Annotated in this window: 15 protein-coding genes and 1 pseudogene; 7 read left to right on the plus strand and 9 right to left on the minus strand. The window is 70.5% G+C overall.

Annotation, left to right across the window (positions count from 1 at the left end):
- The first annotated feature begins 9 nt into the window (after positions 1 to 9).
- Both LXT23_RS04330 and LXT23_RS04335 read left to right on the plus strand, forming a co-directional pair.
- Complete coding sequence (locus tag LXT23_RS04330; RefSeq protein WP_253978781.1) at positions 10 to 1,020, plus strand: ATP-grasp domain-containing protein; 1,011 nt, start codon at positions 10 to 12, stop codon at positions 1,018 to 1,020.
- A 163-nt stretch (positions 1,021 to 1,183) separates the two neighbouring features.
- Positions 1,184 to 1,855 (plus strand): DsbA family oxidoreductase, encoded by a 672-nt coding sequence (locus tag LXT23_RS04335; protein WP_253978782.1) that lies wholly within the window; start codon positions 1,184 to 1,186, stop codon positions 1,853 to 1,855.
- A gap of 69 nt (positions 1,856 to 1,924) precedes the next feature.
- Here LXT23_RS04335 and LXT23_RS04340 read toward each other — a convergent pair whose 3' ends face one another.
- The gene (locus LXT23_RS04340) at positions 1,925 to 2,932 is read right to left on the minus strand and encodes a B-box zinc finger protein (RefSeq protein WP_253978783.1); all 1,008 of its coding nucleotides are present in this window, start codon (positions 2,930 to 2,932) and stop codon (positions 1,925 to 1,927) included.
- Between the two features lie 247 nt (positions 2,933 to 3,179).
- Between LXT23_RS04340 and LXT23_RS04345 the strand changes: the two genes are divergently transcribed.
- The 3 genes from LXT23_RS04345 (at position 3,180) to LXT23_RS04355 (ending at position 8,159) form a co-directional block, all read left to right on the plus strand.
- The gene (locus LXT23_RS04345; RefSeq protein ID WP_253978784.1) at positions 3,180 to 4,271 is read left to right on the plus strand and encodes a hypothetical protein; all 1,092 of its coding nucleotides are present in this window, start codon (positions 3,180 to 3,182) and stop codon (positions 4,269 to 4,271) included.
- A 219-nt stretch (positions 4,272 to 4,490) separates the two neighbouring features.
- The gene (locus tag LXT23_RS04350; RefSeq protein ID WP_253978785.1) at positions 4,491 to 5,357 is read left to right on the plus strand and encodes a carboxypeptidase regulatory-like domain-containing protein; all 867 of its coding nucleotides are present in this window, start codon (positions 4,491 to 4,493) and stop codon (positions 5,355 to 5,357) included.
- Between the two features lie 390 nt (positions 5,358 to 5,747).
- Entirely contained in the window at positions 5,748 to 8,159 is a 2,412-nt protein-coding gene (locus tag LXT23_RS04355; RefSeq protein WP_253978786.1) for a sensor histidine kinase, read from the plus strand.
- Positions 8,160 to 8,163: 4 nt separating this feature from the next.
- Here LXT23_RS04355 and LXT23_RS04360 read toward each other — a convergent pair whose 3' ends face one another.
- Entirely contained in the window at positions 8,164 to 9,243 is a 1,080-nt protein-coding gene (locus LXT23_RS04360) for a TolB family protein (RefSeq protein ID WP_253978787.1), read from the minus strand.
- 25 nt (positions 9,244 to 9,268) lie between these two features.
- Positions 9,269 to 10,897, minus strand: a complete 1,629-nt coding sequence (locus tag LXT23_RS04365) for a golvesin C-terminal-like domain-containing protein (RefSeq protein ID WP_253978788.1) — start codon at positions 10,895 to 10,897, stop codon at positions 9,269 to 9,271.
- A 443-nt stretch (positions 10,898 to 11,340) separates the two neighbouring features.
- Here LXT23_RS04365 and LXT23_RS04370 point away from each other — a divergent pair, with 443 nt between their 5' ends.
- Together LXT23_RS04370 and LXT23_RS04375 are read left to right on the plus strand one after the other, a co-directional pair.
- Complete coding sequence (locus LXT23_RS04370) at positions 11,341 to 12,078, plus strand: metallophosphoesterase (protein WP_253978789.1); 738 nt, start codon at positions 11,341 to 11,343, stop codon at positions 12,076 to 12,078.
- 65 nt (positions 12,079 to 12,143) lie between these two features.
- The gene (locus LXT23_RS04375) at positions 12,144 to 12,725 is read left to right on the plus strand and encodes a TIGR02265 family protein (protein ID WP_253978790.1); all 582 of its coding nucleotides are present in this window, start codon (positions 12,144 to 12,146) and stop codon (positions 12,723 to 12,725) included.
- Positions 12,726 to 12,728: 3 nt separating this feature from the next.
- Here LXT23_RS04375 and LXT23_RS04380 read toward each other — a convergent pair whose 3' ends face one another.
- From LXT23_RS04380 to LXT23_RS04400, 6 genes and pseudogenes are all read right to left on the minus strand, one after another.
- A complete protein-coding gene (locus LXT23_RS04380) occupies positions 12,729 to 13,754 on the minus strand; it encodes a hypothetical protein (RefSeq protein WP_253978791.1) in 1,026 nt (341 codons plus the stop codon).
- Positions 13,755 to 14,103: 349 nt separating this feature from the next.
- The gene (locus LXT23_RS04385; protein WP_253978792.1) at positions 14,104 to 14,475 is read right to left on the minus strand and encodes a hypothetical protein; all 372 of its coding nucleotides are present in this window, start codon (positions 14,473 to 14,475) and stop codon (positions 14,104 to 14,106) included.
- A gap of 177 nt (positions 14,476 to 14,652) precedes the next feature.
- Complete coding sequence (locus LXT23_RS04390) at positions 14,653 to 15,375, minus strand: HNH endonuclease family protein (RefSeq protein ID WP_253978793.1); 723 nt, start codon at positions 15,373 to 15,375, stop codon at positions 14,653 to 14,655.
- Complete coding sequence (locus tag LXT23_RS04395) at positions 15,372 to 16,247, minus strand: AAA family ATPase (protein ID WP_253978794.1); 876 nt, start codon at positions 16,245 to 16,247, stop codon at positions 15,372 to 15,374. The genes LXT23_RS04390 and LXT23_RS04395 overlap by 4 nt, the downstream gene beginning before the upstream one ends.
- A gap of 300 nt (positions 16,248 to 16,547) precedes the next feature.
- A pseudogene (locus LXT23_RS50595) lies at positions 16,548 to 16,724 on the minus strand (AAA family ATPase); the annotation flags it as partial.
- Between the two features lie 68 nt (positions 16,725 to 16,792).
- Positions 16,793 to 18,715, minus strand: a complete 1,923-nt coding sequence (locus LXT23_RS04400; protein ID WP_253978795.1) for a potassium transporter Kup — start codon at positions 18,713 to 18,715, stop codon at positions 16,793 to 16,795.
- Positions 18,716 to 18,841: the final 126 nt, after the last annotated feature.

The following is an 18,841-nucleotide window of genomic DNA, read 5'->3' on the forward strand; positions in this document are numbered from 1 at the left end:
GCCCCGCCCATGTCCCCCCGCACAGTGAAGTCGAAGAAGGCCCCGGTCCTGCCTGGGTCCCAGGCGCCCGAGCGTCCGCCGCGGGCGCCCCGCCGCCGAGTGAAGAAGACGGTGGCCATCCTGTCCCGCAAGCGCTCTCTCTACTCCACCCGCCGGCTCGTCGAGGCCATCCGGGCGCGAGGCCACCGCCCGCTGGTGCTGGACACACTGCGTTGCTGCCTGCTGCTGGCGCAGGGCGCGCCGCGCATGACGTACCGCGGTGTGGAGATTCGCGGCGTGGACGTGGTGGTGCCGCGCATCGGCGCGTCGATTACGGCCTACGGGCTGGCGGTGGTGAACCACTTCGAGATGATGGGCGTGCCGGTGCTCAACCCGCCCACGTCCATTGCCCGGAGCCGGGACAAGCTGCGCGCGCTGCAGTTTTTGGCGAGCGCCGGGCTGGACATCCCCCGCACGGTGATGGCGCATGACCGCAGCAACGTGCGCCGGCTGGTGGAGGAGGTGGGCGGGCTGCCCGTCATCATCAAGCTCATCAAGGGCACCCAGGGCGTGGGCGTGATGATTGCCCACACGCTGCCGGAGGTGCAGACCATCCTCGATACCTTCTGGGACCTGGGGCAGGAAATCGTGCTCCAGGAGTTCGTCGCGGAAAGCGAGGGACGGGATGTGCGGGCCCTGGTGGTGGGGGACAAGGTGGTGGGCGCGATGCGTCGCAAGGCGAAGAAGGGCGAGTTCCGCTCCAACATCCACCGGGGCGGCGAGGGTCAGGCAATCGAGCTTCCGGCGTCGTACACGGAAGCAGCCGTGCGGGCGGCGCGCATCATCGGCCTGGAGGTGGCCGGGGTGGACATGCTGGAGGGCCACGCCGGGCCCAGGCTGATGGAAATCAACTCCAGCCCGGGGTTCGAAGGGCTGGAGGGGGCCACCAAGGGCCAGGTGGACGTGGCTGGAGCCATCATCGACCACGCGCTGGCCTACGCGAAGGCGAAGGCGGAAGCCGCGAAGGCCCGGGGCGGGTGAGTCAAACCCCCGGGGTGTGAGGCTGCCCGCATGCTTGGAAGCAAGCGGGCCTCCAGGGCAAGGCGCCTTGCATGCTCCTCAGGAACACAGGAATGCATTTGTCGCCGGAGTGTCCTGGGGAGTTGGCAGCGGCGTAGGGAGCCCTCTAATCTGGCGACCCTCCATGAAAACGCTGCACAAGCCGCTGCAGATAACCATCTACCAGGACGTGCTCTGCTCCTGGTGCTACCTCGCCGACCTCCGTCTGGACGTCCTCCGCCAGGAGTTTGGCGAGGCCCTCCGCTGGAGCGTCAGGCCGTATCCGCTGCGCCTCCAGGATGCCCTTCCCACGGAGCGCGAGAAGCGCGGCCTGGTGGAAGAGGTGCAGCGGGCTCAGCGAGAACCGGACCCCAACGCGAGCCTCCTCTCCACGGACCTGTGGCTCGGTGGAGATCCACCGCGCACCAGCGTGCCGGCACTGGCGGCGCTCGAAGCCGCGCGGCTCCAGGGCCCGCAGGCGCGCGCGTTCCTCGCGCGCTCCATGCAGCGCGCCGCGCTGGAGCAGGGCATCAACGTGTCGCGCACGGACGTGGTGTTCGAGCTCGCGTCGCGCGTGGGCCTGGCGATGAACGAGTTCTCCGCCGCGTTCCGCTCGGAAGAGACGCGGCGCCTCATCCTCGACGAGCACCGGGATGCGGCCAACCGCGGCGTGCGCGGCGTGCCCACGCTGGTCATCGGCGGCCGGTGGATGCTGTGCGGCCTGCGCGAGCTCAGCGAGTACCGCGAGCACATCCTCGCGTGCCTGGGCAAGCTGTCCGTGCCCCGCTCGGGCTCCCCCGAGCGGCTGGTGCACTAGACGCCCCCCGCGACCGGCGGGGGCGCCTTGGAGCCCGGGCCCGCGGCAGTCCCGCGGGCCCGAAGCGGCTCAGGCCTGGTCCGCGCCGTTGCTGAGCGTGAGGTAGAGCCCCGCCATCAGGACCTGCACGAGTCCGGCGGCGGGGAGGAAGCCCACGCAGCAGGCCATGAAGCCGGCGACGACGAAGAGGCCGCCCAGCAGCGTGGTGCCCAGCATGGACAGGCGCTGGCCGCGCGCGTAGGCGAAGCAGCGGCGCAGCGTCTCCATGGGGGTGGGGTTGTCCTGCTTCGCCAGCTCCGGCTGCACCAATACCAGCGGCATCATCAGCCACAGGCCCGGGAAGATGTAGAGCGCGGTGGCCACGAACACCATCGCCCCGAGGCTGGGGCCCAGCGCGGAGAGGCCCTCGAACGCCGCGTCCCCGGCCTCGGCGTCGCCCAGCGCCGTCCAGTCCACCCCCTGCAGGGCCTCGAGGCCGCCGGTGGCGGCGGCCACCGCCAGCGCGGCCCCGATGACGACGAAGGCGAACGGCAGCACCATGGCGATGGTGAGCAGCGAGGTGAGCAGGTACGGCACCGTCTTGTGGAACTGGGTGAACACCCGCGCCAGGTCCGCCTTCTGCCCGTTGAGCACGTCGAAGAGCATGCGGAAGAAGCCGATGGTCACCACGCCCTGAATCACCGTCGCCACGAGGTAGCCGACGACGGCGGCGACGAGGGTGACGGCCACGCTGTCCACCGCCCCGCCGATGAGGGAGATGATCTGCGAGGCAATCTGGCCGACGATGGACGCGCCGGCGACGATGAGCACGCCGACGGTAATCATCACCCACTCGCGCTTGAAGGCCTCCCAGCACGTCTCCACCAGCCCGCCGATGCTCCAGTTGTCGCGGCTGAGCGGGAAGGCCACCTCCTGGCCCGTGCGCTCCCGGCACGAGGGGCACGTAGCCTCACTGCCGCCGCGGCTGCAGGTGCGGCACATGAAGTTGCCGCAGCGCTCGCACGTGGCCACTGCCGCCAGTCCCTGGTGGCGCGGACAGCTCGCCCCGGTCTCCGGTCCGAAACCCATCTCCGACATCTTTCCCGCTCCCGGCGCCCCCGGCCCGCCGGCTCTCCCGGCAGCGGTCCGCGCACACCTTCCCACCTACACCAGAGGGGGCAGTGTCCACCAGAGGACAGGGGAGGGTATCCTGGCGGGCAGGCCGGCCGGCCAGCCAGGGGAGCGGCGCGCCGTCATGAATATCCGCTGACACCGCCCGTCAGTCCCCGTGTTGGTCGTGAAAGTGGATGCTGTGGCAGTCCACTCCGCCCAGGAGAGTCCTCACATGCGTCGCCTGCTCGCACTCGCCATCCCGCTCGCCCTGATGATGGGGACCGGATGTGTCGCCCACGTCCACAACCCGCACCGGCACGGCGGGCACGTCGAGGTCGTCGAGTACAGCTACTCGAACGACCACCCCGTTCCGGACGACCATGGCGGCGGCTGGTGCTCCTACAGCCACGTGCACGTGCACGAGTACCGGCCGTCCACGACGTACTACGTCTACACGGACAACGCGTACTACTACCGGGGCCCTTCGCTGGTCTGGTACTGGGACTACCACCCGCATGCGCACGGCGGAGACTGCCACCTGCGCGGGCGCCACTCGCACGACTACTACCCCACGTCGCGCCATGGCTACCGCTACGAGCGCAACCGTGGGTACGTGTGGGACCGGACGCACCGGGCCTCTCCCGTCTACGGCTACGTGCGCAACTCGCGCCCGGCGTCCCCGCCCACGCGGAACTACAGCAGCGATGACTCCGGCCAGGGCCGCCGCCCGCCGCCGTCCGGCACCGGGTACGGCTCCACGCCTCCGCGCGGCAGCTCCTCCAACGATGACCACGGCGGCGGCTGGGGCAATGGCGGCGGGTACAGCCGCGGCAACTCGTCCAGCGGCGGCAGCTCCAGCGGCGGTGGCTACAGCGGCACGCCCGGTGGCCGGGGCCGTGGCTCCAGCAACGACGACAAGGACGACGACAACAACTCCTCCGGCGGTCGCTGGGGTGGCAGCTCCGGCTCCGCGTCCTCGAACGACAACGACTCGTCCCCGGGCCAGGGCCGGACGCCCTCGGGGCGCGGCAACCGGGACAACGACAGCGGCAGCAGCGGCGGGAGCAGCAGTGGCAACAGCGGCAGCGGGCGCGGCTGGGGCAACAGCGACAGCGGGAGCAGCGGGAGCAGCGGCCGGAGCTCCAGCGGCAGCAGCGGTAGCAGTGGCAGCAGCGGCAGCGGGCGCGGCTGGGGCAACAGCGACAGCGGGCGCGGCAACTCGAGCGGCTCCTCGCGCTCGGGCTCCAGCGGCGGCTCCAGCTCTCCTCCGAGTGGCCGTGGGCGGTCGTCCAACAAGGACGGCGGTGGCGGCGGCTGGCGCTGAGGCAGGTGACGCCGCGCTCCCCTCGAGGCGCGCGGCGTGAGACTCACGGCGGTTGATGGATTTCCGACACCGGGCCGCGTCCCCTGTCCATGACGGACAGGTGGACCGCCCGGTGTCGCGCTTTCCGGCACCCTGCTCCGCCTGGCCGCGTCGAGCAGGGGACGGACGGCGATCGGGGTGGATTGCCGCCGCGAGGGGGCATGAAGATGTTCCCGGCCGATGAAGCGCCATCTGCTGATTGCCTCCTGTGTACTGCTCGGACTCACGTCGGGCTGTGGCTCCGACGGCTCCGCGCCGGACCCTGGCGTCCGGACCGAGGACGCCGAGGCCGTGGACATGGACAACCTCCGCATCCGCGTCAGCGGCCGTGCGGCGGTGCTGCCCGAGGCCGCGCGGCTCCTGGAGTCGCGGGGCCAGCCGGTGCCCTCGCTGGACGGCGTGCCCGTCACCATCGAGGAGCCGCTGCGCGTCGCCGTGAATGACGTCAACGCCACGTTCGGCTCCAGCGCGCTGTCCGCCAATGGGGACTTCAGCGTGGACGAGGTCGCCGTGCGCGAGGTGCACCTGAGCCTGGCGGCGGGCCTCTCCGCGCCGGGGTTCGTCCGCACGGCCACCGTCGTCTACGACACCGCCTTCAGCGGAGCGCGCCCGCGCACGGACCTCATCGACGCGCGCGTGTGGGCGCTGCCGGAGGCCTTCCACGACGCGCTGGGGGCCGCGGTGGGCGAGTCCCGCGTGCGCGGGCATACCGGGGACAAGGCGGCCACGCTGCGCGACGCGGGCTTCGTGCTGGGCCGCGTGGTGGATGCGAATGGCCGCCCGGTGGCGGGCGCGCGCGTGGCGCCCGACCGGAGCGAGCTGGCCGAGCGCATCTATTACCCGACCGCGGACTTCAGCGGCGTGGGCCAGGAGGGCACCGGCGCGGACGGCCTCTTCCTCTACGTCCACACCGGTGCGGATGCGGAGACGTTCCGCCTGAGCGTCGAGGGCGCGCAGGACTACGTGCCGCGCAACGCGGGTGCCGCGCCCGGCTGGGGCCTGATGCTCACCGTCTACCCCGGCAACCATCCGCCTCCGGAGCCCTGACGCCGCCGACCGCGGGTGCCTGCCCGCCATGAGCGGCGAGCTCGCCTGCCCAGGCCCGTCATGGGTGGCACGGCTCGCTCGTGCCTGCCCGCCATGAGCCGAGTGAGCTCGCCCGCTGGCGCATGACCTCCACGCACAGGACGAGCCCGCGCGCTCCGACAGCGCGACCTGCCTTCGTGCGCCACCCGACAGCACGGGCCCGCTCGAACGGGCCCTCCGGTGCATGCCCGCCGACGCCCTGCCCCACTGGCCGATGCGGCGGGCCCGCTCATGACGCATGCCTCCAAGGGGCGTCCTTGCGCGGCAGGCAGCGGGCGGGCCAACGCTTCGAGCGAATCCACCGCCCGGAGTGAGGGTTGGAAGTCCAGAGCGCGTTCGGGGGACGCCAAGATGAGCGGGAGCTGGAGGCTCCAGAGTCGAATCGCGACGGTGGTCCGCGCGCTGGCATGGCTCGCGGCGCTGGGCGCTCCCGCCCTGGGAGTGCTGAGCCTGGTCGGCTGGGCCCGGGGAGTCCCGGTGCTGAAGTCACTGGTGACGGGCTTCCCCGTGACGCCGCCGCCGAGCTGCCTGGCGCTGATTCTCGGAGGCCTGGCGCTGGGCCTGCGCCTGCCTCGCCGGCACTCTCGGCTGCGTGAGGTGCTGGCCGTGTCCTGCGCGGCGGGGATGATGGCCATTGGCGCAGGCAGCCTCTGGCTCGAAGTGACGGGCCAGGTGTCGCTGCTGGACGCGCTGTTCGCGGGGATGGCCCAGGCAGGCGAAGGGACGCAGAGCGCCCCTGCCCTCACGCTCTCCCCGCTGACCTCCGTCTGCCTGCTGCTGCTGGGCCCCGCGCTGCTGCTGGCGGGCGCCCGGGGCCACGTCGCCGCGAAGGACACGCTCGCGGTGCTGTCGCTGCTGGGCGCCATGCTGGGCTTCAACGGCCTGCTGTTCGGCCCGCTGGTAGCCTCCGGCACCCTGCCCTTCCTCGCCCAGCGCAGCATGGGCCTGCCCACCGCGCTGTCACTGCTGCTGCTGGGCATGGGGACGCTGTGCGCCAGGCCCGAGCAGGGGCTGATGGCCCGCGTCACCCGGGACACGCTCGGGGGCTTCCTCGCGCGCCGGCTCGTCCCGGTGACCCTGCTGGGCCCGCCGCTGCTGGGCCTGTCACTGGTGTTGCTGCACCTGGTGGGCGCCATCAACCCCGAGGCGAAGTTCCCCATCTTCGCCACCGTGGTGAGCACGGGCGGCGCGGCCCTGGTGCTGCTGGCGGCGCGGGCGCTGGACGTGCTCGAGGCACGGCGCGAGCAGGCCACCGCCGCGCTGGAGGCGTCCGAGGCCCGCTTCCGCGGGCTGCTGGAGACGACGCCGGCACCGCTGCTGACGGTGGACTCGCTCGGGCTCCTGCGCTTCGTCAACGCGGAGGCGGAGCGGGTGTTCGGCTACTCGCGCGAGGAGCTGCTGGGGCGGGAGGTGGAGGTGCTGGTGCCGGAGGGACTCTTCGGCGGGCACCGCGTGGGCTCAGACCTGTCGGAGCGCGCCCTGGACGGGCTGCGCAAGGACGGCAGCCGGGTGCCCCTGGAGGTCCGTCTGCGCCCGGTGTCCGGTGAGCAGGGGCCGAGCGTGCTCGCCGTCCTCCGCGACGTCACCGAGCGGGAGCTCCACCTCGCCAGCGTCCAGCGGGCCCGCGAGGAGGCGGAGATGCAGCGCAGCCGCCTGCAGGCGCTGCTGGACCATGCACCGGTGGGGGTCATCTTCCTGGACCTGGAGCACGGCGCCGTCATCGCCAACCCGGTGGCGGAGAACATGGTCGGGATGTCCCTGCCCTTCATCGGGAAGCGAGGCTACCTGGACCGGCTGCGGCACCCGGACGGCCGGCCCGTGCGGGAAGAGGAGCTGCCCTCCACGCTCGCGGCCCGGACGGGCAAGATGGTGGGCCCGGCCGAGTTCCGCATCGACTATCACGATGGACGCTCGCTGCCGGTACTGACCACGGCGGCGCCCGTGCTCGACGCCTCGGGGAGGGCGCGCGGCGTGGTCATCACCGCGCAGGACCTGACCACGCGCCACGAGCTGGAGCGGCTGCGCGAGGAGTACGTGAGCCTCATCTCGCACGACCTGCGCAGCCCGCTGCAGACCATCAACCTGAGGGCGAGCCTGCTCCGGCGGGGCCTTCGGGAGCGGCGGTTGTCACGCGAGGAAGAGCTGACGGAGGCCATCCTGCGCAGCGTGGCCTGGATGAACTCCATGATTGAGGAGCTGCTGGAGGGCTCGCGGCTGGAGGCGAAGCGGGACACGCTGCGCCGCGAGCCGAAGGACCTGGTGCGCTTCCTGGAGGAGGTGCTGGAGCGGGACGTGCCGCCGGACCTGCGCGAGCGCTTCCGGCTGGAGGTGGCGGGCCCGATGCCGCACGTCTGGGTGGACCCGGCACGGCTGGAGCGGGTGCTGGCCAACCTGCTGGGCAACGCCGCGAAGTACAGCCCGGCGGCGCTGCCCGTCGTCGTCCGCGCGCGGGCGCACGAGGCGCACGTGGTGGTGTCGGTGAGCGACCAGGGGCCGGGGCTGGCCCCCGAGGACGCGGTCCACATCTTCGAGAAGTACTACCGCACGCGGCAGGGCAGCGCGTCCGACACGAAGGGGCTGGGGCTGGGGCTGTACATCAGCCGCCTCATCATCGAGGCGCACGACGGGCGCATCTGGGTCGAGAGCCAGCCGGGCCGTGGCGCCTCCTTCTGCTTCAGCCTGCCGGTGGGGCCCCCGCGCCAGCAGCCCGCTTCCGCACCGGGAACCCCGGCCCACGAGCCGGGGCCCCCGGGCCGGGGGTGAAACCTCAGCGCCGGGCCACCCAGCGCGGCAGCCAGTCCGCGCCCCTGGCGGTGGTGAGCCGCGTCTGCCCCGTGCCGTCCGCGCGCATGAGGTAGACGTCCGTGTCGCCGCCACGCTCGGAGACGAAGGCCAGGTACTTCCCGTCCGGGCTCCACGCGGGCATGTCGTCGCGGTGCTTCCCGTCCGTGAGCGCCACCGGCGCGCCGCCCGCCACCTGTGCCACCCAGATGCGACTCAGGCCGTCCGGCAGGCGGCTCACGTACACCAGCTTCTGCCCGTCCGGGCTGAAGGCGGCCTCGCGCTCGTCGCCCGCGAAGGCCTCACCGGACACCGGCCGCAGGTCCGCGCCGTCCGGCTTCACCAGGAACAGCCGCTCGCGGCCCTCCCGGTCGCTGACGAAGACGAGCCACTTCCCGTCCGGACTCCACACGGGCGTGCGGTCCTCGCGGTGGAAGGCGGTGAGGCGCCGCTCCTGGGTGCCGTCCGCGCGCGCCACGTAGATTTCCGGGTCACCCTCGCGGCTGCACACGTAGGCCACCTCCGCGCCGTCCGGGGACACCGACGGCTCGAAGCAGCCCTGCTGCACCTGCGTCAGCGGCACCTCCGGCACGCCCTCGCGAGGCAGCAGCTTCACCACGTCGCTGAAGCCCTTCGCGTCCGACTCGGCCACCAGCCACGAGCCGTCCGGCGCCCAGCTCGCGTTGCGCGCGCGCGCCCGGGGCGCATGCAGCGGCACCGCCGCGCCACCGTCCAGGGGCAGCACGCGCAGCTGCTGGAAGTGGAGCCCGCCCTCCTCGCGCGCCGCGATGACCAGCAGGGACTTCCCATCCGGCGACGGCGGTCCGGGGTAGTCGTCCTCCTCACCGCGTGTGAGCTGCGTCTCCTTCCCGTCCGGCTCGACCCGCCACACATCCTTCTGCCCCGCCCGCTCCGACAGGAAGACCACCGCGCCCGGAATGGCGCGGACCTCTTCCCTCGACAGCGACCCGGTGCCAGACGCTCCGCCACACCGGCCGGAGCATCCGACACCGAGCACGGCGAGCGCGGCGAACAGCCGCGCCCGCCACGGCCAGGAACGCTTCATCCGTTCGAGGCCCCGCATCGTCATCTCAGCGGACCTGGATGGCGTCCGCCATGACGACGTAGCCGGCGCCCGTCCAGCGGCTCAGCTGCACGCGGTTCCAGCCGGCCGGGAAGCTCCAGGTGCCCAGCGTGTTCCACCGGCCGCCGTTGACCTGCTGGTTCACGTTCACCGTCACGTTGCCACCGGAGGTGGTGACGATGAAGGGCGCCGTCGGGGAGCGGTTGGTGCCGGCAACCCACCAGGCGTCGATGGTCTTCGTGGCCGCCGCGGGCAGGTAGAACTCGAACGTGGCCGGCGCGGAGACGGCCTCGGTGGCGGCGAAGTAGTAGCCGCTGCCGTAGTAGCCGGCGCTGGTGCCCTCGGACCAGGCGCCGCTCAGCGTGAAGCGCGCGTTGGCGGCGTTGTTGTTGGCGTTGTTGCTGTCGACGACGATGCCGCTCGTCGGCGTGCCACCGTCACCGCACAGCTCCTTGATGCGGGCGATGTACCGGCTCCACGGCCAGTTCGGGCCCGGGTCCGTGCGGGTGGCCGGCTGCAGGCGGCCGTGCGCGACGATGTGGTAGCTGTCGCGGGTGATGCCCTGGCCCTTGCTGATGTCGCAGGACAGCTTGGCCGAGGACTCAATCTGGCCGGCGGGGAACGACGCCTGGCTGGCGAAGCCGCCGTGCTCGATGCCGACGGAGAAGTGGTTCACCGACGTGCCGTTGAGGCCGCAGTCCACGCTGCCGTTGAGGCTGCAGCTGTAGCTGGCGCCCACGTGCCAGGCGCGGTCGGACTCGCGCACGAGCTGCGAAATCTCGCTGCCGCTCTCGTTCACCACGTAGTGCGCGCTCACGCCGGAGGCGGAGTTGGCCAGCCAGCCCCAGCAGCCCGCGTAGCCACCCTCACAGGTGTGGATGATGATCATCGACACGTTGGTGCCGGCGGGGCGCGCGTTGTAGTTGGGCGACGGCCGCCAGATGGAGGCCGCGTAGTCCGGGCCAGCCGCGAAGGCCTGCAGCTTCGGGAGGACGAACTTCGCCTCCACCTCGACGGGCTCCAGGGAGACGGCGACCTTGCCCTCGGGGGTGAAGGCGCCCGCGCCCTCGCGCAGCGCGGCGTACACGGTGTTGTGGATGTAGTGCGCCTGGATGTCCGGGTCGGAGATGTCCGTCAGGCGGACGGCCACCGGGGCCCACGCGCCCAGGTCCGCGCGGTCGATGCCCGCCTCGTCGGCGTACTTCGACAGCAGCGCGGCGCCCGCGCGCAGGTTCTGCAGCGGCGTGCCACGGACGTCATCCGCGGAGGCGCCAATCAGCGCGGCGCCCTGGTCGATGTGCGCGCCCCGCAGGCCCAGCAGGCCGTGCGCGGCGGGACGGCCGGCGAACTCCTCCTCACCCTTGACGTGCTCCCAGCGCGTCTCCGCGTAGGAGATGGCCTTGAGCAGGTTGACCGGGACGTTGAACTCACCGGCGGCCTGGGCGAACAGCGCGTCCAGCGGGTTGGGGGTGCGGCGGGCCGCGTCGGCCAGCGTGCCGGCCGCGTCCTGGGCGCCGGTGGCGGGCGTCTCCGAGGCCGGGGGCGCCTCGGGAGCCGGAGCCTCCGGCTGGGGGCCGCAGGAAGCCAGGGCCATGGCCGCGGCGGTCGCCGCGAACGTCTTACGGAAGAACGACATGGGAACTCCTTCGAGGGGGGACAGCAGCAGCTCCACGGTCCGCCCCCACCTTCGGGAGCGGCGCAGGGGCGGCCCTTGAGCAGCATGCGTGCCAACCCCGCGCTCCCTGGAAGACCCCGCAACCCAGGACAAAATGTGGAGCATGCATGCTCCACTCACGAGTCAAGAATTCCGCCGCCGTCCAGCCCCACCCCCCATGTCAAGCCACTGGAATCACAGCGCTTCGTGCCCGGAAGCGCCCCGCCTGGAGCGTGGCCGTGGCCAACCGGTGTCGCAGTGACGCATTTCGAGACACTCAAAACGTAAACTAAATTTACCTTAATTCTTGTGACTCCCGCTTTTTGGCGTAAGGCCGGACGGAAGCGTTGACTGCTGCGCCGGGGTGCATGCCGGGAGGCGCGGCGGTGCCGACAGGGGCGAGGGCTTCCGCTATGAGGAGGGACATGCGGCTCTTCGGGATTGGCGACACCCACCTGCCCTCCACGCGGCAGAAGGACATGCACCGCTTCGGGTGGAACGAGCACCCGCTCCCGCTGCAGCGGGCCTGGGACGAGAAGGTGCGGCCGGAGGACGTGGTCATCGTCGCGGGCGACATCTCCTGGGCCACTCGGGCGCACGAGGTGATGGAGGACCTGGCGTGGCTGGACGCGCGGCCGGGGCGCAAGGTGCTGGTGCGCGGCAACCACGACTACTGGTGGGGAGACTCGGCGTCCAAGCTGCGCAAGCTGCTGGAGCCGTTCCGCACGCTGGAGGGCTTCCTCCACAACAGCGCCGTCGTCATGGGGCCGTGGGTGATTGCCGGCAGCCGGCTGTGGACGGCGCCCGAGGCTCCGCCCATGCCCGGCGGGGAGATGGGCGACGAGCCCGCGGACCTGGGCTACGTGGAGCGCGAGACGCGCCGGCTGACGACGTCCATGGAGGACGCGAAGAAGAAGGAGGCGGCCAGCCCCACACCGCTGGTGCGGGTGGTGGCGGTGCACTTCCCGCCGGTGTACGCCAACCAGCGGGCCACCGCGTTCAGCGAGCCCATCGAAGCCTTCGCGCCGAAGGTGTGCGTGTACGGGCACCTGCACGCGGAGGGAATCGCCGCGGGCTTCACCGGAGAGCGCGCGGGCGTGCGCTATGTGCTGGCGTCGTGTGACGCGGCGAAGTTCGCACCGGTGCTGCTCGACGAGGTGTGAGGATTGGAGTCCCCGGCTAAGCTCGCGCTCCCCCGGGGGCCGCGGGCGGGAGCAGGAGTGGAGTCATGCCGTCCAACAAGGCCGAGCTGGCAACCCGCATCGCCGCCGCGCAGCCCGGCGACTGCGTGCGCGGGCTGTTCTTCAAGACGGTGTTCAACCTCGTCCAGAAGCACGGCGGCGCGGCCGCGCTGGAGGCGGTGCGCGTGGGCGAGCTGGCCGCGGACTTCTCGGACCTGCGCACCTACCCCGTGCAGCAGTTCCTGACGCTGCTGTACCGCGCGGCGGACGTGCTGGAGGACACGGTGGGGCCGGAGGACGCCGTGTACCACGCATGCGGCGAGACGGGCGTGACGCGCTACTCCACCGGCCCGGGCATGCTCATCTTCGGCATCATCTCCCGGGGAGATCCGCAGAAGCTCTTCGCGGGGGCGCAGATGGGCTACAGCGCGGCCGTCACGTACGGCAGCCGGGAGTACGTCACCACCGGCCCCAAGTCCGGCACGCTGCGCGTGCGCCGGGACATGCTGCCGCCCGCGTACCACGAGGGCATCCTCACCGGAGCGCTCAAGGTGCTGGGGCTCAAGGGCACCGCGAAGGCCCGCGCCCACGGCGTGGACCGCGTGGACTACGACATCCAGTGGGAGTGAGCGTCAGTCGACGCGGGTGAAGGTGACGTCGAGCTCCGCCACCACGCGCTCGCCCACCGAGGCCTGGCAGCTGAAGGTGTGCTCGTCGCCCTCGTGCGAGCGGCGCACGGCGCCGAACGTCACCGTCTGGCCGGCGAACGCGAGGCTGTCCGCGGACAGGCGCACATTCTTGGCGAGGCAGCGCGCCCAGGGCGCCCCCTCCAGCCGGCGCAGCAGCGTGGTGGCCACGCGCGTCATCCCGCTGGCGACAATGGCCACCGGCATCACCGGGTGCAGGGCGAAGTGGCCCTTGCACATCTCCGGCGTCACCGGCCCCAGCGTGGCGCTGAGGGAGTCGCCGTCCGGGCGCCAGTCCCGCAGGGCCAGCGGCTTGCTGTACGGGTTCTGCCGCAGCTTCGCCCACTCCTCGGGGGTGCGCTGCACGCCGTCGTCGCGGCGCGGCTCGCTGCGCATGTCCACCCGGGCCTCGCCGAACAGGCGCGTGAAGGCGGCGGCCGACAGCACGTTGTAGTCCACCTCCAGGCGGAACAGCGGCGTGCCGTCCTCCAGCGACAGCAGCGTCTGCGCGGTGGCGGTGCGCTTGCCGGTGAACTGCGCGCGGGCCAGGCCCCACATCAGCTCCGTGGAGCGCGCCATCGGCTCCTTGCGCAGCCACTGCCCGCGCGCGCCGCACGCCAGGTAGAAGTGCTGGCCGTCCTTCGGCGTCATCAGCGCGGACGCGCACGAGCCGAGGATGGCCAGGTGACGCCCCGACTCCGCCAGGCTGATGGGGCCGGCTTCCGCGTCCGGGTCCTGCTGCACCGGAATGCGCGCCACCACCTCGCCCTCCCCCATCACCGTCACGTCCTTCAGCGCGAAGTACGGATCGCGCACGCAGATGCGCGGGTACAGCTCCGCGGCCGTCAGCACCGTGTGCGGCGCCAGCCCCTGAAGCGACCGGAGGGGCTCCTGCGACTGCGACCAGGGGGCGGTGGCAGCGCCAGGGCCGATGAGCGAGGAGGCGGCGGTGTAGGACGGGGTGTCGAGCATGGGGCTGACCTCGAATCGGACAGAGGGTGTCGGGGGACACCTGCTCGCCTTCTACCCGAGCAGGCTTTCGTTGGGTACAGAAATTTTCTGTATCCCAGAAATATTCTCGGCCCGACGCCCCGATTGTTGCCTCTTCGCGGTAATTTTCCGTCTGCCACGCAATTTCAGCGTGAAATCCGGGTGGCGGAGGCAGCTCCGGGGACGCGGAGATGGACTCCACGACGCGGCAAGTCAAGCCGAGCCTGGGGCGAGGTCCACCCCGGGGGCTCCCAAGTGTCCGCGAGTGAATCCAGGTGTTTGGGCGTGTGTCGGCGGGAAAGCACACGAAGCCCCCGCCAGGGCCCGGGACCTACCAGGGCACCTCGCGGAAGTCCTCGAGGAAGCGGCCGTACACCGGACGTCCCTGGAGGCCCTGGAGGAGGGGCTCGCACACGCGGGCGGCGGCGTCCGCGCCGTCCAGCGGTGGGGAGAAGCCCTCCTCCTCCATGCGGCGGTGCCGGGCCTGAAGGGACTGCACGGCGGTGCGGTCCGCCTCACTGGTGGCGCGGCTGCGCTCCCGGCGCAGGCGCTTCTTCATGCCGCGCTGGACCTGGGTGGCGGCGTGCTCCACCGTGAGGCGCACCAGATGGTCATCCGGGAGCAGGGCCACCGCGCGCAGCACGTCCAGGCACCGGGCCACGTCGTCCGGCGTCGGCTCCGGCACTGGCTCGTCCTTCTTCATCCGCCATCCACCCGTCCGCGGAGCGTGTGAGCGAGGTGCCCGGACGGAGACCGGCGGGAGGCGAACCGGCGTCCTCCGCCCTGGCAGGGCGGCGCGACAACCGCTGCGCTACGGCTCCCACCCGAGCGCGGGCAGCGTCGCGTGCCCGTCCCGCGGGGCGCAAGCCGGAACTTTGAGTCACAGCCAGTGCTGGATGTCGGGGTACTTGTCCAGCACGGCAAGACACCGCGCGTCGATGACGCTTCCCGCGTCGGGACGCGTCGCATAGCGAAGGAACCAGACGAAGACGCTCGAGAAGGGATACCTGCGCACCCACTGCCTGACCCTTTCCGCGCGATTCACATCACCGCGCACACAGGCATCTTCGTAGGTAATCAGGAATGATTCGATAGCGCCCCAGGCGTCATATCGGCCCTGCTCCAGGACATCGCGATTCAGTTCGAAGACCTCGATGCTCTTCTGCCCTTTTGGTGTTCGCGAGGTGAACATCCCCGTGGTCGCGGACAGCGCGAGATGCTCTTGAGGCTCTTCCGCTGTCGGGTCGATGAGGAGAGGCCTGCCGGCATCATCCAGCGGGAACTGATCGCGCTTGAAGTTGCTGTTACAGCCGCTACACGCAAGGAGGTAGTTGAGCCAGGTGAAGGCCTTCTGTGGGTAGCTCGATTTCGGCCAGAAGTGCTCGATGTCCGTTCCCGCGTTGTCCTCGCAGTACATGCAGCGCTGACGGCCCGGGGCCATCGCGCCGAGAGTCGCGCGAATCTCGTCGAAGTCGCTGCCGCGCTGCTTCCACAGGCGCTGCGCTTCCGCGGCGCGGTCCTCTGCGGCGAGCACCTGCTGGGTCCGTCCTTCGAGGAACTTCCCAGCCGTCGTACTGAGCGGCTTACGCTCCAGCTTCCTCATTTATCGAGTCCGAGGCTCCGGACGGCACGGTCCACCAGAGAGCTTCCGGTGTCCGGAAGCTGAGCCGACAAGCGCTCGAATTCCGCACGTTCCTCCTGGGTGGCTTCGCCGTCCATGACGCGGACCTCGAGTTCTGCAACCCGCGTGCGCAGCTTCTCGGATTCTTCTGAGTGGACGTGCTCCAGGCCGAAGAGCTCCGTGAGCACGGCTTCGTCCACGGTGCCATTGACGACGGTGCGGAACAGCTCGCCGGACACGTGCCCGGCGGTGCGATTCTCGCTGGGAGCTGGCAGGCGGATGAGGCCCCTGGGGTCTGCGGCCTGGCAGACGAACGGACTGTGCGTGGTGACGATGAACTGGATGTTGGGGAAGTGCCGCTTGAGCCAGAAGCCGATGCGACGCTGCCAGGATACGTGCAGGTGCAGCTCGACCTCGTCGATGAGCACGACGCCCGGATAGGACACCTGCCATTTCAGTCCTGGCCGAGCTGGCTTGGCGGGCTCCAGCTTGAATTCCCGATAAGCCTCATGGAGATGCCGGGCCAGGTCCATGACGAGCGCGGCCACCGTTCGATAGCCGTCGCTCAAGTCCGAGAGGGGAAGTGTGCTTCCTCCCTGGGTCACCCACAGACCGTCCGCATCGAACCGGGAGATCTTCGTGGAGTCTGGCAAGAGCCCGTCATCGAGCAGGTCCAGGACGCTTTCCAGGAGTTCCTCGGCACCTTCACGCTTCTCCAGGCGTCGGAGATGGAGGTCCTTGAGCCATTGGATGCTTTCGATGAGCGAGGCGTCCTCACGAAACAGGCTGACGAGCCTCGCGAGTCTCGCGGGGCCCACCATCAGTCGCTGAGCATCGGTGGCATGTCCCGACAAGCGCCGGTGGGGTCCATAACCTGCCATGAACCAGCCCCGTGGGTTCAGGGACCATGGGCCCTCGTCTTGTTTCAGCACCCTGGCATGTTCAACGAGGTTCTTGAAGATGAGCCGGGGCTCGGGCCCATGCTCAGAACGGAGCAGGAAGAGGTTACTGCTGATTGCCTGGGGAGGGGTATCGGTCCCGTGACCTAAATCACATACGGGGTCTGCCACCAGAGCAGCCGCTATAAGAGCTGTCTTCGTATCAGCTCTCAACCACCCGACCATACTTTGTTGCAGTGACTGGCTTGTACCGGGCCCTGCCACAGCAAGAGCCATCGACTTGAGCAAAGATGACTTGCCAGAGCCATTCCGTCCAGCGAGCACGGTCCACCCGGCGAATCTCCCATCAGGTCTGCTCAAGTCGAGGTCGACCTTGAAGTCCCCCGAGCGGAAGCCCCGGATGTTCTCAATCTGGATCCTGCTCAGGTACATGCCGTGCGGCTCCGGCTGATATTGCGTCTCTCACCCAAGCCCTCCCCCGGAGGGAGAGGGCCACCACGTCACAGCTCGACCTGGCTGCCCAGCTCCACCACGCGGTTGGGCGGAATCCGGAAGTAGGCCGTGGCGCTGCGCGCGTTGCGGCTCATCCAGGCGAAGAGCGCCTCGCGCCACACCGCCATGCCCGGCTTCTTCGTCGGAATCAGCGTCTCCCGGCCCAGGAAGAAGCTCGTGCCCATCAGCTGGAACTGGAGCCCCTTCTCACGGCAGCGCTTCAAGATGTCCGGGATGCCCGGGTTCTCCATGAAGCCGTAGCGGGCCACCACGCGCACGAAGCCCTGCTCCAGCGGCTCCACCTCCACCCGCTCCTCGCCCGGCACGTGCGGCACCTCTTCCGGGACAATCGTCAGCAGCACCACCTGCTCGTGCAGCACCTTGTTGTGCTTCAGGTTGTGCAAGAGCGCCGGCGGCGTGCCCTCCGCGTTGCCCGTCATGAAGATGGCCGTGCCCGGCACCCGCACCGGCGGGTGGTCCCCGAAGCTGCCCAGCAGCTCCTTCAGCGGGATGCTCGCCGCGCGCAGCTTGGCCGCGAGGATTTCGCGCCCGCGCTTCCACGTCGTCATCAGGGTGAAAATCATGAGCGCCAGCAGCAGCGGCAGCCACCCGCCGTTGACGATCTTCACCGTGTTGGCCGAGAAGAACGACAGGTCCACCACCAGGAACAGCCCCGCCACCGGCAGCGCCACCGCCCGGCTCACGCCCCAGCGCTCGCGCGCCACCACGTAGGCCAGGATGGTGGTGATGGCCATGGTCGTCACCGCCGCGATGCCGTACGCCGACGCCAGCGCGCTGGACGAGCGGAAGCCCAGCACCAGCGCCACCACGCCCACCAGCAGCACCCAGTTGATGCCCGGCAGGTATATCTGCCCCATCTCCTCCGCCGACGTGTGCACCACCTCCATGCGCGGGCTGTAGCCCAGCTGCATGGCCTGGCGCGTAATGGAGAACGCCCCGGAGATGAGCGTCTGCGAGGCGATGATGCCCGCCGCCGTGGCCAGCGCCACCAGCGGGTAGAGCGCCCAGTCCGGCGCCAGCAGGTAGAAGGGATTGCGCGCCGCGCTCGGGTCCCTCAAGAGCAGCGCCCCCTGGCCCAGGTAGTTGAGCGTCAGCCCCGGCAGCACCAGCGCGAACCACGCGCGCTTGATGGGCGTCCACCCGAAGTGGCCCATGTCCGCGTAGAGCGCCTCGCCGCCCGTCACCACCAGGAACACCGCGCCCAGCACCAGGAAGCCATGGGTGCCATTGCGCAGGAAGAACTCCGCGCCGTGATGCGGCGACAGCGCCCACAGCACCGCCGGGTTGTGCAAGAGCTCCTTGAAGCCCAGCACGCCCAGGGTTGTGAACCACAGGCACATCACGGGGCCGAAGACCGCGGCGATGCCCGCCGTCCCGTGCCGCTGCACCAGGAAGATGATGAGGATGATGACCAGGGTGATGGGGACGACGTAGCGCTCGAAGACGGGGGTGGCCACGTTGAGGCCCTCCACCGCGCTGAGCACGGTGATGGCCGGGGTAATCATCCCGTCGCCGTACAGCAGCGCCGCCCCGAAGATGCCGAGCGTCATCAGGACGGGCCGCGCGTGGTGCGTCTGGCCCCGGGGCCGCTGCATGGCCAGCGCCATCAGCGCGAGGATGCCGCCCTCGCCCCGGTTGTCCGCCCGCATCACGAAGATGAGGTACTTCACCGAGACCACGATGATGAGCGACCAGAAGATGAGCGACAGCACGCCCAGCACGTTGGCCGGGGTGGGGCTGACCCCGTGGGGGCCGTTGAAGCACTCGCGCAGCGCGTAGAGAGGGCTCGTCCCGATGTCGCCGTAGACGATGCCCAGGGCCCCGAGGGCCAGCAGCGCCGTACGCTTGAAGCTGTCCGGGGCCGCGCGAGCCGCTTCGCCGCCCGGGACTCCCGTCGTGGTGGGTTTCACGCCCCCCGCTTTAGCCGAACGCCGGACGTGAGCAACTGATGCAACAGCCCGCTCCCGTTTTCCAACGTCCGGGCGCCCACATACACCTCCATGTACGCATCCACCCTCCCCACACGGCCCGTGCGC

Origin of the sequence: Pyxidicoccus xibeiensis, assembly GCF_024198175.1 — a bacterium.
GTDB lineage: Bacteria > Myxococcota > Myxococcia > Myxococcales > Myxococcaceae > Myxococcus > Myxococcus xibeiensis.